Below are 15,453 nucleotides of genomic sequence, written 5' to 3'. Positions count from 1 at the left end.
GGTGGATGGCTCGGGCGCCAGGCCGTCAGGCGGCGCGTGCCAGTGGCAGCTCGCGCGGGCCGGCGTCGGCATCGAGCAGGCCTTCCATGGCGCTGCGCTCGCGCGCACCGAGCAGTTGGCTGGGATCGATCAGCATCACCAGGCGCTTGTCGCTGTCGAGCTTGGCCACCTCGGTGATCAGGCGGCCCTGCTCGTCGCTCAGCGCGGGTGCCGGCTCGATGTGGCCGCGGCCGATGCGCAGCACCTCGGCCACGCTGTCGACGATGAAGCCGGTGCGCAGGCCGCCGAGGGTGTAGACCATGATGCGCTGGCGGTCGTTGCGCTCGATGGCGTCCATGCCCAGGCGGGTGCGCTGGTCGATCACCGGCAGCACCGTGCCGCGCAGGTTGATCACGCCCTCGACGAAGCGCGGCGTCTTGGGCACCCGGGTCAGCACCTCGGGCACGCGCACGATCTCCTGCACGCTCATGATCGGCACGCCGAACTCCTCGGCGCCCAGGCGGAAGATCACCACCTGCATGTCGTCGTCGCCACCGTTCTGGCGCTGCTGCTGGGTGCTCATGTCGGCGTCCTGTTTGCGGGCGTTGATGGATGCGGCGTCGCCGGCGGCGCTCACCGCATCGCGGATGGCCTGCATGCCCAGCAGGCGCTCGGTGGCGATGATCGAGACCAGGCGCTTGCCGTTGTCGAGCCGGCAGATCGACTCGAACTCCTGCAGCGCGCCGTCGCGCGACAAGGCGCCGGGCATGGCGTCGGCCTGGGCGCGCGGCACGCTGAGCACTTCCTTGACCGAGTCGGTGACCAGGCCCACCTGGCCGCCGCCGGGCACCGACACCACCACGATGCGGTGGTGCTCGTCCATGTCGGCACGGGCCAGGCCGAACAGGCTGCGCAGGCTCACCAGCGGCAGCAGGCGCTGGCGCAGCGAGATCAGGCCCAGCACATGGCGCGGCGTGTTGGGCACGGCGGTGATCTGCGAGGGCAGCTGCACGATCTCCTGCACGTCGGCGATGTCGATCGCGTACTCCTGCTCGCACACGGTGAAGCTGACCAGGCGCAGCTCGTCGGCGGCGGCGGCATCGGCCGGGGCCTCGCCGCGGGTCTCCTGGGCCAGGCTGCCGCTGCCCACCGCGCCGCCGCCGGCCATGCCGGCGAACTGGTCATCCACCAGCCGCTGGAAGTCGAGCACCAGCATCAGCTGGTGCTCACCGGCGCTGCCGCGGCGGTTGATCACGCCGGTCAGGTACTCGGCCTGCACGATGCTCTGGATGGCCTGCGCGGTCTCGATCTCGCCAGGCTCGACGCTCAGCACGCTGGCCACGCGGTCGACCACAAAGCCCAGCGGCTGGCCCAGGTTGATCACCAGCGCCCGGGTGGCGTCGTCGTGGGCCAGCTCCTCGGTGTTGAACAGCCGGCGCAGGTTCATGATCGGCAGCACCCGGCCACGCAGGTTGGCCAGGCCGTCCAGCGCCGGCGGGGCCAGCGGCAGGCGGGCCACATCGGGCACGCGGATGATTTCCTGCACCGGCGCCATCGGCACCGCGAACATCTCGCCCGCGACGCAGAAGGTCACGAACTGCTTGTCCTGCGCGGCGTTGGCAGCGGCGTCGGCCGCCGCCTGGCGCTCAGGCGCTTCTAGGGTGTCGCTCACGGCACACCTCCTTCACAGGGTAGAGGGCAGGGCGGGTGAGCGGCTCAGTTGCTTTGCAGCTCGTCGGCCAGCGAGGCGATCTCCTCGATAGCGGCGCTCAGCTCCTCCGAGCCCTGGGCCTGCTGCTTGGCGGCGGCGGCGGCCTGCTCGGCGGCCTTCTCGGCCTGCTGCGCGGCGGCGCTGACCTGGTCGACGCCCACCTTGACCTGGCCGATCGCGGTGACGATCTCCTGCGAGGCGTTCACCGCCTCGACGTTGCCCTTCTCGACCGACTCGATGTCGGCCTCCATGCTCAGCAGGTTGGCGGTGATGGTCTTGGCCTTTTCCACCTCGCCCAGCGCCGCGCCCATGATCTCGCCCAGGTCGCGGCCCACGGCGCCGATCTGGTCCTGGATGCCCTTGACCAGATCCTTGATGCGGTCGGCGTTCTCGGCCGAGTCGTGGGCCAGGTTGCGGATGTCGGTGGCCACCACCACGAAGCCCTTGCCGTATTCGCCGGCGCGGGCGGCCTCGATGCTGCCGTTGACGGCCAGCATGTTGGTCTGGATGCTGACCTGGGTGATGGCGTCGACGATCTTGTCGATGCGCCGGCTCACCAGCTCGAGCTCCTTGATCTGCTGCGCGCTGCCGCGGGTGGATTCCACGCCGCCGGAGATGCTGGCCACCAGGCTGTCGATGTGGGCCTTGTTCTCGGCCATCAGCTGCTTGATCGAGCGGGCCTTGTCGCGGCCGGTGCTGGCGCGCTGCTCGGCAATCTGAGCACCCTTCTCGATCTGGGCCACGGCGGCGGCCGATTCGGTGGCCGCGGCCGCCTGCTGCTGCGAGCCGCGGCGGATCTGCTCCAGCGCGGTCATGATCTGCGCGGCCGAGCGGTTGATCTCGTTGACGGCGCTGCTCAGCTCCTCGGCCGACGAGGCCACTTCCTCGGCGCTCTTGCCGATGTCGCTGCTGTTCTTCAGGTCATCGGCCAGGTCGGACAGGGTCTGCGCGGTCTGCTCGCATTCGGCCAGCGCGGTGCTTTGCTCCTGCACGGTCTTGGCGGCCTCCTCGGCGGCCGAGCTCTGCTCCTGCGCGGCGGCGGCGATCTGCTCGCTGCCCTTGAGCGCCTGCTGCGCGGCCACCTGGCTTTGCTGCGCGGCGGCGGCAATCTCGCCGGCGCCGGCCACGATCTCGGCCGCATCGGTGCGGATCTGCACCAGTTGGCGCAGGATGACGTCGCTCTTCTCGACCTCGGTCTGGATCGCCTCGGCGGCGTCGTTGATGCCGCTGGCGATGCCCTTGACCTCGCCCTGGATCTGGCCCACCAGGTCCTGGATCTGCTTGGCGCTCTTCTCGCTGGTCTCGGCCAGGGTGCGCACCTCGTCGGCCACCACCGCAAAGCCCTTGCCGTGCTGGCCGGCGCGGGCGGCCTCGATGGCGGCATTGAGGGCCAGCAGGTTGGTCTGGTCGGCGATGCGGGCCACGGCCTTGACGATGTCGCCGATGCTGGCGGCCTGGCGCTCGAGTTCGGCCACCATCTTCACGCTCTCGGCCTGGCGCTTGGCGGCCACGCCGACATTGCTGACCGTGGTCTGCACCTCGTGGTTGATGCGGCCGGCCAGGCTCTGCATGCCCTCGGCCTTGGTCTGGGCGGCGGTGGCCGAGTTGAGCTGGCGGGTGATGGCGCCCGACACCTGGGTGACGGCGGCCAGGCTCTCCTGCGCCGCCCCCGAGGCTTCTTCGGCGCCGCTGGCGATCTGGTCGGAGGCGCGCTTGAGCTCCTCGGCGGCCGAGGCGGCCTCGTTGATGCCGGCCGACAGCTCGGTGGACGCGGCGGCCACACGCTCGGCGGCCTGCTGCTGCTTGGCCAGGGTGCGCGCGCGCTTGCGGTTGGCTTCGGCGTCGCGGGTCATGGTCTTGGTCAGACCCTTGGCGACCACGGGAGCGGCTTGTTCAGCGGCCGGGCCGCGGTTCTTCATCACCAAAGACATGAAAGTACCTCCTCGGGGCGACGAGCGCATGGGGGCTCAGATGTCGCGCGCATCCGGGACGTCCGGATTGCCGACTCTCGAGGGGGTACTGCACGTGCCGCTGGCGCACTGCTGGGGGCCGGGAGTCGTTCCATACCGCTGGAGACATCACCGGCGCGCTGCTCGCCTTGGCGTCGAGAGCGGAACGAATTTGACGACCGATGGCGATTTGCCGATGCGTCAAATTCCGCATCTCAGCGCCACCAAATCCGGCCTAAATGATAAAACCGAATTGGCGTCTGCCAAATTTCACGGATGCCTGGCGTGCGGCCCCCAGCCTCGGGGATGGACGGGTGGACCGCCGGCGTCGGACGGGCCGGCTCAGGCGCCGAACAGCGCCAGCGCGCGGTCCATGCCGCCGGCCTCGATCGACACCATGGCCTGCTCGCGCACGGCGGGCTTGCCGTGGAAGCCGATCGACAACCCGGCTGCGCCCATCATCGGCAGGTCGTTTGCGCCATCGCCCACGGCGATGGCCTGGCGGCTGTCGATGCCCATCAGCTCGCACACCTCGAGCAGCACGCGGCGCTTTTCGGCGCCGTCGCAGATGTCGCCCCAGGGCCGGTCTTGCAAGGTGCCGGTGAGCCGGCCGTTGTAGACGCCCAGCGTGTTGGCGCGGGCAAAGTCGAGGCCCAGGCGCTCGCGCACGCGCTCGCTGAAGAAGGTGAAGCCGCCCGAGACCAGCAGGGTCTTGAGCCCGGCCGCCTGGCAGGCGCGCACAAAGGTCTCGACCCCGGGGTTGAGCTGCAGGCGCTCGTCCACCACCTGCTGCAGCGCGCTCACCGGCACGCCGGCCAACAGCGCCACGCGGCGGCGCAGGCTGTCCTTGTAGTCGGTGATCTCGCCGCGCATCGCGGCTTCGGTGATCTCGGCCACCTCGTCGCGGCGGCCGGCGGCAGCGGCGATCTCGTCCACGCACTCGATGTTGATCAGCGTGGAATCCATGTCGAAGGCCACCAGCCGGTAATCGGCCAGGCGCAGCGGCGGCGTCAGGCCGCGCACGAACAGACCGGGGGCGAACTCGTGCGCCGCAGGCGGCGTGGCGGGGGCGGCGGGCGTGGCGGGGGCGTGGTCAGGCATGGCGGCGCGCATGTTACCCGCGGCGCTGCCGCGCCAGCGGCGCCCGCCGCATGGTCACTCAGGCCAGCAGCAGGCCCTTGCGCTCGATGAAGTCCACCACCTCGGCCAGGCCGGCCTGGGTGCGCAGGTTGCTCATCACATAGGGCTTGTTGGGGCGCATGCGTTTCGTGTCGGCCTCCATCACCGACAGGTCGGCGCCGACATAGGGCGCCAGGTCGGTCTTGTTGATCACGAACAGGTCGCTCTTGGTGATGCCGGGGCCGCCCTTGCGCGGAATCTTCTCGCCGGCCGCCACGTCGATCACGTAGATGGTGAGGTCGCTCAGCTCGGGGCTGAAGGTGGCGGCCAGGTTGTCGCCGCCGCTCTCGATGAACACGATGTCGGCCTCGGGAAACCTGGCCAGCATGCGGTCGACCGCCTCGAGGTTGATCGACGCGTCTTCGCGGATGGCAGTGTGCGGGCAGCCGCCGGTCTCCACGCCCATGATGCGTTCGGGGTCGAGTGCGCCGGCCACGGTGAGCAGGCGCTGGTCTTCCTTGGTGTAGATGTCGTTGGTGACGACCACCAGGTCCCAGCGCTGGCGCATGGTCTTGCACAGCATCTCCAGCAGGGTGGTCTTGCCCGAGCCCACCGGCCCGCCCACGCCCACGCGCAGCGGCGGCAGTTTCTTGGTGCGACGGGGGATGGCGTGCAAGGCGGTCATGGCAGGGTGCTTGAAAACGGTGCACATGCACCAGCAACGATCGTGCCGCCGTTCGAGCCAGGCTGGAAGAAGTTGCGCACCCCGGACATGGCGTTCCTGCAAGAGACAGGAGGGAGGAGGGAGGAGGCCCAGGCAGAAGCCGCCAAAACCGGGGGAGGACGGCCCCGGGGTGCGCGAGATGGATCTTCGGCGCCCCCGGTTGCTGGCAGCTTGCGCAATGTTGCCGCCGTGTACCCGGCGTGCTGGCTCAGGAGCGGAACAGCCGCGAGTACTGCGCCTCGTGCCGCGCCGACAGGATGGCCAGCATGGGCGTGAAGCCAAAGCGCCCGGCATCGCCCAGGCGGGCGGTGGCGATGGCCTGGTCCACCGTGCCGGGTAGGGTCTGGGCCAGGTGGCCCAGCAGGCGCTGGCCGGCACTCTGGCCCAGCGGCACGGCCTTGATCGCGGCCTGCACCATGTTTTCGCACCAGCCAAAGCCGAAGGCCAGCAGCGCCTCGCGCAGCGGCGCGCCGGTGGCGGCCGCGGCCAGCGCAAAGGCCAGCGGCCAGGTGGGGGCGGGGGCCAGCGCGGCCAGCGTGGCCACGCGGGCATCGCCGGGGTGGCGCTGGCGCAGCCAGTCGGTGAGCGAGCGGCCCATCTGCTCGGCCTGCTGGCGCAGCTCGCTGCTTTCGCGCGTGCGCACGAACCAGTCGTTGAGCTCGCCGATGCGCGCGGCATCGTGGCGCTGCCAGGCGCGCCAGGCCGAGGCCAGCAATGGCCCGTCGGCGCGGCCCAGCACCAGCGCCAGCTGGTCGTGCAGCCAGCGGCCGGCATCGGCCTCGTTGGCCACATGGCCCTGGTCGACCGCGGTCTCCAGGCCTTCCGAATAACTGAAGCCGCCCACCGGCAGGGCCGGCGAGGCCAGCCACATCAGCTGCAGCAGGGCCGCCGCGGGCAGCGGCGCGGCCGCGGGGCGGTGGCGCATCGGCGGCAGTGGCTCAGTGCCCGTGCTGGCAGCCGGGGCCGTGGACATGACCGTGGCCGTGGTCGTGGCCCTGCCCATGGTCGTGGCCCTGCCCATGGTCGTGGCCATGGTCGTGCCCGCAGCCCGGGCCGTGCACATGCGGCACCGGCGCGGCGCTCACGGCAATGGCCGCCAGCGCCGCGCGGCCCTGGGGCGGCGTGGCCGGGGCCGCCTGCGGCTGGGCGTGGGCATGGTCGTGATCGTGATCGTGGCCATGGCCGTGCCCATGCCCGTGGCCGCCGCCATAGGCGCCGGCTTCGGGCTCGAAGGCCTCGTTCGACGCGCTGACGATCAGGTGCTGCTGGCGCAGCATGTCGGCCAGCACATGGTCGGGTTCGAGTTTCAGGTGGTCGGGCCGCAGCTCGAGCGCAACGTGGCGGTTGCCCAGGTGGTAGGCGGCGCGCAGCAGGTCGAAGGGCGTGCCGTGCTCGGCGCAGTGGCGCACCACCAGCACCGGCTGCGCAGCAGCCTTCACCAGCACCAGCGAGCCGTCGTCGGCCAGCAGCATGTCGCCACCGCGCACCACGGTGCCGCGCGGCAGAAACACGCCGAGCTGGCGGCCCTGGCTGTCGGTGGCCTCGAAGCGGCTTTTCTGCCGCAGATCCCAATCCAGTTCAACACTGGCGGCGCGCTTGACCAGCACGCTGGCCAGGCCGCGGCCCTGGGCGATGAGTTTGTTGACGGTGAGCATGGCGCCATTGTCGCGGCTGCGGCGCGGCGCCGCTGCCGCTGGGGTCTCAGAACAGGAAGTAGCGCTGCGCCAGCGGCAGCACGGTGGCGGGCTCGCAGGTGAGCAACTGGCCGTCGGCGCGCACCTCGTAGGTCTGGGCGTCGATCTCCATCTTCGGCATGGCGCTGTTGAGCAGCATGTCGGTCTTTTTCACCGTGCGGCAGTCGCGCACGGCCGCGAGATGGCGGCTCAGGCCGTAGCTCCCGGCCACGCCGCTGGCCAGCGCCGAGCGGCTGACGAAGCTGATCGAGCCGGTGCCCACGGCCTTGCCGAAGCTGCCGAACATCGGCCGGTAGTGCACTGGCTGCGGTGTGGGAATGCTGGCGTTGGGATCGCCCATGGCCGCCGCGGCGATGAAGCCGCCCTTGACGATGATGCTGGGCTTGACGCCGAAGAAGGCCGGACGCCACAGCACCAGGTCGGCCCACTTGCCCGAGCGGATCGAGCCGACCTCGTGCGCGATGCCGTTGGCCAGCGCCGGGTTGATCGTGTACTTGGCGATGTAGCGCTTGATGCGGAAGTTGTCGTGGCGCTCGCTGGCCACGCCATCGGGCCCGGCCAGTGCGCCGCGCTGGGCCTTCATCTTGTGCGCCGTCTGCCAAGTGCGGATGATGACCTCGCCCACACGGCCCATGGCCTGGCTGTCGCTGCTCATCATGCTGATGGCGCCCAGGTCGTGCAGCACGTCCTCGGCGGCGATGGTCTCGCGGCGGATGCGGCTTTCAGCGAAGGCCAGGTCCTCGGCGATGCCGGCATCGAGGTGGTGGCAGACCATCAGCATGTCGAGGTGCTCGTCCACCGTGTTGGCGGTGTAGGGCATCGTCGGGTTGGTGCTGCTAGGCAGGAAGTTGGCCTCGCCCACCACGCGCAGGATGTCGGGTGCATGGCCGCCGCCCGCGCCCTCGGTGTGAAAGGCGCACAACGTGCGGCCTTTGGTGGCGGCCACGGTGTCTTCGACGAAGCCGCTCTCGTTGAGCGTATCGGAGTGGATCGATACCTGGGTATCGGTGGTCTCGGCCACGCCCAGGCAGCTGTCGATGGCGCTCGGCGTGGTGCCCCAGTCTTCATGCAGCTTCAGGCCGATGGCGCCGGCCTCGATCTGCTGCAGCAGGGCCTCGGGCCGGCTGGCGTTGCCCTTGCCCAGGAAGCCCAGGTTCATCGGAAAGGCCTCGGCTGCCAGCAGCATGCGGCGGATGTTCTCGGGCCCCGGCGTGCAGGTGGTGGCAAAGGTGCCGGTGGCCGGCCCGGTGCCGCCGCCCAGCATGGTGGTCACGCCCGACATCAGCGCCTCTTCGATCTGCTGCGGGCAGATGAAGTGGATGTGGCTGTCGATGCCGCCGGCGGTGACGATCATGCCTTCGGCCGAGAGAATTTCGGTGCCGGGGCCGATCACCAGGTCGATGCCCGGCTGCACATCGGGGTTGCCGGCCTTGCCGATGCCGACGATGCGCGAGCCCTTGATGCCGATGTCGGCCTTGACGATGCCCCAATGGTCAACGATCACGGCATTGGTGATGACCAGGTCGCAGGCCTCGCGCGAACCCGGGCCGTTGGGCACCTGGCTCTGGCCCATGCCGTCGCGGATGGTCTTGCCGCCGCCGAACTTGACCTCTTCGCCATAGCCGCCGGCGCGCAGGGTCAGGTCATCCTCGATCTCGAGCACCAGGCCGGTGTCGGCCAGGCGCAGGCGGTCGCCCACGGTGGGGCCGAACATCTCGGCATAGGCCCGGCGGGGAATCGTTGCCATCAGAGTTTTCCTTGCACCAGGCCGCGAAAGCCGTAGACCGTGCGGTTGCCCGAGTAGTCCACGAGTTCCACGGTGCGCTGCTGGCCGGGCTCGAAGCGCACGGCCGTGCCGCTGGCGATGTTCAGGCGCATGCCGCGGGTGGGCTCGCGGTCAAACTGCAGCGCGGCATTGGTTTCGGCAAAGTGGTAGTGGCTGCCCACCTGGATGGGCCGGTCGCCGCTGTTTTGCACCGTCACGGTGAGGGTGCGGCGGCCGGGGTTGAGTTCAAGCTCGCCGGCGTCGGTGAGCAGTTCGCCAGGAATCATGCGCAGCAGCTCCAGGTGGTCATTCAGCGGCGGCGGCTGCCCATGTACAGCGCGGCGGCCACGGCCACGCCGGCCAGCCACAGCAGGGCGTCGTCCGCGTGCCAGTGGCTGATGGCGGTTTGGCCATGGCCTTCATGGGCCCAGGCGGCCATCGTGGTGCAGACCAGCAGACTGGCGGCGGAATAATGCTTCAGCATGGTGCAGCTCGCTGACTTGTCAAGCAATGGGTTGGTGCACGGTCACCAGTTTGGTGCCGTCGGGGAAGGTGGCTTCGACCTGGATCTCGGGCACCATCTCGGCCACCCCCTCCATCACGTCGCTGCGGCCGAGCACGGTCTTGCCCTCGCTCATCAGCTGCGCCACGGTCTTGCCGTCGCGGGCGCCTTCCATGATGGCGGCGGTGATCAGCGCCACGGCCTCCGGATGGTTGAGCTTCAGGCCCCGGGCCTTGCGCCGCTCGGCCAGCAAGGCGGCGGTGAAGATCAACAGCTTGTCTTTCTCGCGCGGGGTCAGGTCCATGGTGGCGTGCTCTGCATGTTCGGTGCCATGTGATTCTTGCCGGCTTTGGGTATTGGGCTTGGCTGGTTTGCTTTGCTGGCGTGGTTGGCCCGGGTGCTTGCCTGGTGTGGTGGGGGCTTGCGGGTGGCTTTCGGATCGCTTTCGGATCGCTTTCGGGTGGCTTGCGGGGATCGAGCGGCCTCGGGGCGGCCGGGCCTGCGGTGGGGCTCAACTGCTGGGCCCACCGCTGCGCGGCGGGCTTCCCTGCGCTGCTCAGCCAGGCGGCTTGTGCGGCGCAACTCCCTTCGCTCGCTCACGCTCGCTAGCGAGCGTGAGCGAGCGAAGGGAGTTGCGCCGCACAAGCCGCCTGGCTGAGCAGCGCAGGGAAGCCCGCCGCGCAGCGGTGGGCCCAGCAGTTGAGCCCCACCGCAGGCCCGGCCGCCCCGAGGCAGACACAGTGCGCGGTGCGAGGAGCGCAGGCACAGGCAGCGGGCTGTTGCGGGGCAGTTGAGGCAATTGGGGCAGTCAGTCAGTCGGTGAGCCCGTGAGGCGGTGAAGCGGTGAAGCGGTGAAGCGGTGGGGCAGCAGGGCAGCGAGGCGTGGTGACGGCACTGCCGCACCTGTGCTTGGCCGCGGTGCTGCGTGTCGCGGCTTCAGCGCGGGCGGCAATGCATCGGGCCAAGGGCGCCGGGTGGCCGGCTGGCGCAGGGAAAGGAGGAGCCGTGCGGCGCGAGCCGCAGGGCGGGGGACACGGAGCCAGCCGGCCACCCGGCGCCCTTGGCCACGCGCCAGCCCTCGCCAGCGCGATCCACCCCGACTTAACCCAACCGCAACCCCGATCCCCAGGAAGCATCCCCGCGCAGCGTTCCCCTCGCAGCAAGCGCCATGCACCACGCCAATGCACAAAGTCGATAAGGCACCAAACAAGCACATCAACAATCCCAAAGCGGTGCGTCAATCGCAAAAGGCACCTCCCCAGTGCGGGTGCGAATCTTGATGGGGCAAGGGCATGCATCCAGCCCCGCCCGTCGCGCCACCCCAGCAGGTGGTCACCTTTCGACGTGACTACAACCGCTGGGTGGCCAGCGAGACGCTGGAGGACTATGCGTTGCGATTCACGCCGCGGGCCTTTCGCAAGTGGAGCGAGTGGCGGGTGGCCAATACCGCCTTTGGCGCGGCCTCGTTCCTGATCCTCGAGGCCGTGGGGGCCACCCTGCTGGTGCAGCACGGGTTCCTGAATGCGGTGCTGGCGATTTTGGCCACCGGGCTGATCATCTTCATGGCCGGCCTGCCGATCAGCGTGTACGCCGCGCGCTACGGGGTCGACATGGATCTGCTCACCCGCGGGGCCGGGTTTGGCTACCTGGGCAGCACCATCACCAGCCTGATCTACGCCAGCTTCACCTTCATCTTCTTTGCCCTCGAGGCCGCGGTGATGGCCTATGCGCTGGAGCTGGCCTTCGACATCCCGCCGGCCTGGGGCTACGGCTTGTGCGCGCTGGTGGTCATTCCGCTGGTCACCCATGGCGTCACGGTGATCAGCCGGCTGCAGGTGTGGACCCAGCCGCTGTGGCTGCTGCTGCTGGTGCTGCCCTTTGCGGTGCTGGTGCTGCGCCCGCCGCCCGAGCTGGCGGGGCTCACCCAGTCGGCCGGGGTCAGTGGCGAGGCGGGCTTTGCCTGGCTCGACTTTGGCGCCGCGCTGACCGTGGGCATTGCGTTGATCACGCAGATGGGCGAGCAGGCCGACTACCTGCGCTTCATGCCCGAGAAGAAGCCCGGCCGTGCCTGGCGCTGGTGGGCCGGCACGCTGCTGGGCGGGCCGGGCTGGGTGATCGTGGGCGTGGCCAAGATGCTGGCCGGCGTGGTGCTGGCCTGGCTGGCGCTGCAGCACATGGTGCCGGCCGAGCGTGCGGTTGATCCCAACCAGATGTACCTGGCGGCCTGGGAGTACGTGTTTCCGAACTACAGCTGGGCAGTGGCGGCCACCGCGCTGTTCGTGCTGGTGTCGCAGCTCAAGATCAACGTCACCAATGCCTATGCCGGCAGCCTGGCCTGGAGCAACTTCTTCTCGCGCGTGACCCACAGCCACCCGGGCCGCGTGGTGTGGGTGGTGTTCAACACCGCCATCGCGCTGGTGCTGATGGAGATGAACGTGTTCCAGGCGCTCAGCCATGTGCTGGGCCTGTTCAGCAACATCGCCATCGCCTGGATCATGGCCGTGGTGGCTGATCTGGTGATCAACAAGCCGCTGGGCCTGTCGCCGCCGGGCATCGAGTTTCGGCGCGCCCACCTGCACGACATCAACCCGGTGGGCGTGGGCGCGATGCTGATCGCCTCGCTGGCCAGCGTGGCGGCGCACCTGGGCGCGTTCGGGCCGCTGGCGCAGGCCTTCTCGGCGATGGTGGCCCTGGTGGTGGCGATGCTGAGCTCGCCGCTGATCGCCTGGGCCACCGGCGGGCGCTTCTACATCGCGCGGCGCACCCGCGCCGCCCGTGCACTGGCCGTGGCCGAGGACGCCGCCAACGCTGCCGCGGCCGAGGGCGCCGCCACCGCCGCCGCGGCCCCTGGCAGCTACCTGGGCAGCGTGGCGCAGCGCCGCTGCGTGGTGTGCGAGCGCGACTACGAGCCCGAGGACATGGCCGCCTGCCCGGCCTATGGCGGCCTGATCTGCAGCCTGTGCTGCACGCTCGATGCGCGCTGCGACGACCTGTGCAAACCCCAGGGCCGCCTGGCCTGGCAATGGGGGCGGCTGCTCGAGCGCCTGCTGCCCGCGGCGGCCGTGCCCATGCTGCGCCGTGGCCTGGCCGACTACCTGCTGCTGCTGGCCCTGGTGCTGCCGGTGCTGAGCCTGATGTTCGGCCTGCTGTATGCGCTGGGCCAGCGCTCGCTGGCCGGCAACGCGGCGCTGGACGGCGAGGCCGTGGCGCCGCTGCTGCAGCTGCTGCGCGGCGGCCTGCTGCAGGTGTTCTTCGTGGTGGCGCTGATGGCCGGCATGGCCTGCTGGTGGCTGGTGCTGGCGCACCGCAGCCGCGAGGCGGCGCAGCAGGAAAGCCGGCGCCAGACCCAGGCCCTGCACCGCCAGGCCATTACGCTGCGCCACGAGATCGAATCGCACCGCCGCACCGACGCGCAGCTGCAGCAGGCCAAGGCCAGCGCCGACGCGGCCAACCAGGCCAAGAGCCGCTACATCACCACCATCAGCCACGAGCTGCGCACGCCGCTCAACGGCATCCTGGGCTATGCCCAGCTGCTGGAGGACGACCCCGCCATCCCCAGCCACCGGCGTGATGCGGTGAAGGTCATCCGCCGCGGTGGCGACCACCTGCTGAGCCTGATCGAGGGCACGCTGGACATCGCCCGCATCGAGAGCGGCCGCCTGGCGCTCGAGGTGGCGCCGATGCGCTTTGCCGAAGGCCTGGACGAGCTGGCCCACCTGATCGAGCCGCAGGCCGTGGCGCGCGGCCTGCGCTTCGTGCACACCCGCAGCGGCACGCTGCCGGCGCTGGTGCGCGCCGATGAAAAACGGCTGCGCCAGATCCTCATCAACCTGCTGGGCAACGCGGTGAAGTTCACCCGCGCCGGCGAAGTGCGCTTTCGCGTCGACTACGGGCGCGAGATGGCGCGCTTCGAGATCGCCGACACCGGCCCCGGCATGGGCGCCGACGAGCTGCAGCGCGTGTTCGAGCCCTTCCAGCGCGGCAGCGCGGCCGGTGGAAATGCCGCCGGCGGCACTGGCCTGGGCCTGACCATCGCCCGCATGCTCACCGAGCTGATGGGCGGCGAGATGACGGTGGACAGCACGCCGGGGCAGGGCACCCGCTTCACCGTGCGCCTGTACCTGCCCGAGTTGCGCAGCGATGCCGCCGCCGAGGCCGCCGGCGCACTGGCCCACAGCCGCCGCCCGGTGGGCTACCGCGGCCCGCGCCGCCACCTGCTGGTGGTCGACAACGAGGAGGCCGACCGCCGCCTGGTGGCCGACCGCCTGGCGCCGCTGGGCTTCACGCTGCGCCAGGCGGCTTCGGGCGAGGAGGCGCTGGCCCTGCTGGCGCGCGAGCCGGTGCAGGCCATCTTCCTGGATCTGGCCATGCCCGGCATCGACGGCTGGGCCACGCTGCGCCGGCTGCGCGAGCAGGCCTTGAGCGACGCGCCGGTGGCCATCGTCTCGGCCAACGCCTTCGACAAAGGGCTCGAGAACGATCTGGGCATCACGCCGCAGGACTTTCTGGTCAAGCCGGTGCGCATGCCCGAGCTGCTGCACTGGCTGCAGCGCCGGCTGGGCATCGACTGGGTCAGCGCGCCCGAGACCGCGGGCGAGCCGGGCGTTGAATCCACCGCCGCCGCGCTGCTGGTGCCACCGCCGGCCGAGGCCTTGCGCGCGCTCGACGACCTGGTGCGCCTGGGCTACCTTCGCGGCATCCAGAAGAAGCTCGATGCCATCGAGGCCGCGCACCCGGCCAGCGCCGGCTTCGTGGCCCAGCTGCGTGCGCTGGCCGGGCGCTTCCAGTTCGACAGCGTGCAGCAGATCGTGCATGCGGCGCTGGCGCGCGCGGCATGACGACAATGGCGGCCGCATGAACCCGCAGGACCCCGAATTTTTTGCCAGCGCCGGCGTGGTCACGCCCGAGGGCGACGTGGTGCTGATCGTCGACGACCAGCCCGACAACCTGGCCGTGCTGCACGACGCACTGGACGAGGCCGGCTACACCGTGCTGGTGGCCACCGACGGGGCCAGTGCGCTGCAGCGCGCCGGCCAGGCCCAGCCCGACATCGTGCTGCTCGACGCGATGATGCCGGGCATGGATGGCTTCGAGGTGGCGCGGCGGCTGAAGGCCGAGCCCGAGACGGCGGCGATCCCGATCGTCTTCATGACCGCGCTCACCGAGACCGAGCATGTGGTGGCGGCCTTCGGCGCCGGTGGCGCCGACTACGTGACCAAGCCGATCCAGCCACGCGAGGTGCTGGCGCGCATTGCCGCGCACCTGCAGACCGCCAAGGCCCAGCGCCAGGCGCGCAATGCGCTGGATGCCTTTGGCCATGCCACCCTGGTGCTGCGCGCCGACGATGGCCGCCTGGTGTGGCAGACGCCGCTGGCCCGCCGCCTGCTGCGCGACCACTTCGGCAGCGACGGGCCCTATGCGCCCACGCCGATGATCGACTGGCTGCGCCGCAGCGTGGCCGCGCTGCCCGGCCCGGGGGCGGCGGCCGTGGCCGGCGCCGAGCCGGTGCTGCCGCTGGTGAGTGCGCGCGCCGGCCGGCGCCTGACGCTCAGGCTGCATGCCATGGGCGAGCCGGCCGAAGGCGCCGCCGAGGCCGCGCCCGACAGCACCGGCACGGCCGACGGCGAATGGCTGATCGTGGCCAGCGAGAGCAACGACGCCGCGCTGATCGACGCCATGGTGCAGGCCTTTCGCGTGACCGCACGCGAGGCCGAGGTGCTCTACTGGGTGGCCAAGGGCAAGACCAACCGCGACATCGGCGACATCCTGGGCACCAGCCCGCGCACCATCACCAAGCACATGGAGCACATCCTGCCGAAGCTGGGCGTTGAAACGAGAACAGCCGCTGCAGGCATGGTGCTGCAGCGGCTGGGTAGATTGCTCGGCTAGCGGCAAAGCGCCCACCGAACCAAGCAGCCGCCAAGGATCCGGCTCCGCCGGTCCAAGGCGGCGCCCCCCCCCCCCGGGGGGAGGCGCCGCAGGCGCTTCGGGGGGGGTTACTTCTTCAGCG

The 15,453-nt window shown here is 70.4% G+C and carries 12 protein-coding genes; 2 read left to right on the top strand and 10 right to left on the bottom strand.

All coding sequences use genetic code 11. The features are described from left to right. Positions 1-25: 25 nt before the first annotated feature. The 10 genes from N4G63_RS12270 to N4G63_RS12225 form a co-directional block, all read right to left on the bottom strand. Positions 26-1,651, bottom strand: coding sequence for a chemotaxis protein CheW (locus N4G63_RS12270; RefSeq protein WP_260785771.1), 1,626 nt, complete (start codon positions 1,649-1,651; stop codon positions 26-28). Between the two features lie 44 nt (positions 1,652-1,695). Then, the gene (locus N4G63_RS12265; RefSeq protein ID WP_260785770.1) at positions 1,696-3,621 is read right to left on the bottom strand and encodes a methyl-accepting chemotaxis protein; all 1,926 of its coding nucleotides are present in this window, start codon (positions 3,619-3,621) and stop codon (positions 1,696-1,698) included. Between the two features lie 360 nt (positions 3,622-3,981). Continuing rightward, positions 3,982-4,740 (bottom strand): phosphoserine phosphatase SerB, encoded by a 759-nt coding sequence (serB, locus tag N4G63_RS12260; protein ID WP_314599741.1) that lies wholly within the window; start codon positions 4,738-4,740, stop codon positions 3,982-3,984. 58 nt (positions 4,741-4,798) lie between these two features. After that, complete coding sequence (gene ureG, locus N4G63_RS12255) at positions 4,799-5,443, bottom strand: urease accessory protein UreG (protein ID WP_260785768.1); 645 nt, start codon at positions 5,441-5,443, stop codon at positions 4,799-4,801. A 247-nt stretch (positions 5,444-5,690) separates the two neighbouring features. Next, positions 5,691-6,407, bottom strand: coding sequence for an urease accessory protein UreF (locus N4G63_RS12250; RefSeq protein ID WP_314599740.1), 717 nt, complete (start codon positions 6,405-6,407; stop codon positions 5,691-5,693). 13 nt (positions 6,408-6,420) lie between these two features. Further along, on the bottom strand, positions 6,421-7,137 hold the full coding sequence (gene ureE / locus N4G63_RS12245; protein WP_260785766.1) for an urease accessory protein UreE: 717 nt from the start codon (positions 7,135-7,137) through the stop codon (positions 6,421-6,423). A gap of 46 nt (positions 7,138-7,183) precedes the next feature. Further along, a complete protein-coding gene (gene ureC / locus N4G63_RS12240; protein ID WP_260785765.1) occupies positions 7,184-8,923 on the bottom strand; it encodes an urease subunit alpha in 1,740 nt (579 codons plus the stop codon). Then, positions 8,923-9,228: an urease subunit beta gene (locus N4G63_RS12235; protein ID WP_260785764.1), complete on the bottom strand. Its 306-nt coding sequence runs from the start codon at positions 9,226-9,228 to the stop codon at positions 8,923-8,925. The genes ureC and N4G63_RS12235 overlap by 1 nt, the downstream gene beginning before the upstream one ends. 23 nt (positions 9,229-9,251) lie before the next feature. Continuing rightward, on the bottom strand, positions 9,252-9,425 hold the full coding sequence (locus N4G63_RS12230; protein ID WP_260785763.1) for a hypothetical protein: 174 nt from the start codon (positions 9,423-9,425) through the stop codon (positions 9,252-9,254). Between the two features lie 19 nt (positions 9,426-9,444). Then, positions 9,445-9,747 (bottom strand): urease subunit gamma, encoded by a 303-nt coding sequence (locus N4G63_RS12225; RefSeq protein ID WP_314599739.1) that lies wholly within the window; start codon positions 9,745-9,747, stop codon positions 9,445-9,447. A gap of 988 nt (positions 9,748-10,735) precedes the next feature. On the opposite strand from N4G63_RS12225, the gene N4G63_RS12220 reads away from it, so the two are divergent. Both N4G63_RS12220 and N4G63_RS12215 read left to right on the top strand, forming a co-directional pair. Continuing rightward, positions 10,736-14,281, top strand: coding sequence for an ATP-binding protein (locus tag N4G63_RS12220; RefSeq protein ID WP_260785761.1), 3,546 nt, complete (start codon positions 10,736-10,738; stop codon positions 14,279-14,281). 16 nt (positions 14,282-14,297) lie between these two features. Continuing rightward, entirely contained in the window at positions 14,298-15,332 is a 1,035-nt protein-coding gene (locus tag N4G63_RS12215; RefSeq protein ID WP_314599738.1) for a response regulator, read from the top strand. Positions 15,333-15,453: the final 121 nt, after the last annotated feature.

Origin of the sequence: Aquabacterium sp. OR-4 (genome assembly GCF_025290835.2) — a bacterium.
GTDB lineage: Bacteria > Pseudomonadota > Gammaproteobacteria > Burkholderiales > Burkholderiaceae_C > Pseudaquabacterium.
Note: the sequence above shows the minus strand (reverse complement) of the source record. Positions and strands in the feature narration are given on the sequence as shown.

What these genes read in the sequence shown, in the direction of transcription:
- N4G63_RS12265 (WP_260785770.1), bottom strand. Translation starts at nt 3,621, where the DNA reads ATGTCTTTGGTGATGAAGAACCGCGGCCCGGCCGCTGAACAAGCCGCT.
- serB (WP_314599741.1), bottom strand. Translation starts at nt 4,740, where the DNA reads ATGCCTGACCACGCCCCCGCCACGCCCGCCGCCCCCGCCACGCCGCCT.
- ureG (WP_260785768.1), bottom strand. Translation starts at nt 5,443, where the DNA reads ATGACCGCCTTGCACGCCATCCCCCGTCGCACCAAGAAACTGCCGCCG.
- N4G63_RS12250 (WP_314599740.1), bottom strand. Translation starts at nt 6,407, where the DNA reads ATGCGCCACCGCCCCGCGGCCGCGCCGCTGCCCGCGGCGGCCCTGCTG.
- ureE (WP_260785766.1), bottom strand. Translation starts at nt 7,137, where the DNA reads ATGCTCACCGTCAACAAACTCATCGCCCAGGGCCGCGGCCTGGCCAGC.
- ureC (WP_260785765.1), bottom strand. Translation starts at nt 8,923, where the DNA reads ATGGCAACGATTCCCCGCCGGGCCTATGCCGAGATGTTCGGCCCCACC.
- N4G63_RS12235 (WP_260785764.1), bottom strand. Translation starts at nt 9,228, where the DNA reads ATGATTCCTGGCGAACTGCTCACCGACGCCGGCGAGCTTGAACTCAAC.
- N4G63_RS12230 (WP_260785763.1), bottom strand. Translation starts at nt 9,425, where the DNA reads ATGCTGAAGCATTATTCCGCCGCCAGTCTGCTGGTCTGCACCACGATG.
- N4G63_RS12225 (WP_314599739.1), bottom strand. Translation starts at nt 9,747, where the DNA reads ATGGACCTGACCCCGCGCGAGAAAGACAAGCTGTTGATCTTCACCGCC.
- N4G63_RS12220 (WP_260785761.1), top strand. Translation starts at nt 10,736, where the DNA reads ATGCATCCAGCCCCGCCCGTCGCGCCACCCCAGCAGGTGGTCACCTTT.
- N4G63_RS12215 (WP_314599738.1), top strand. Translation starts at nt 14,298, where the DNA reads ATGAACCCGCAGGACCCCGAATTTTTTGCCAGCGCCGGCGTGGTCACG.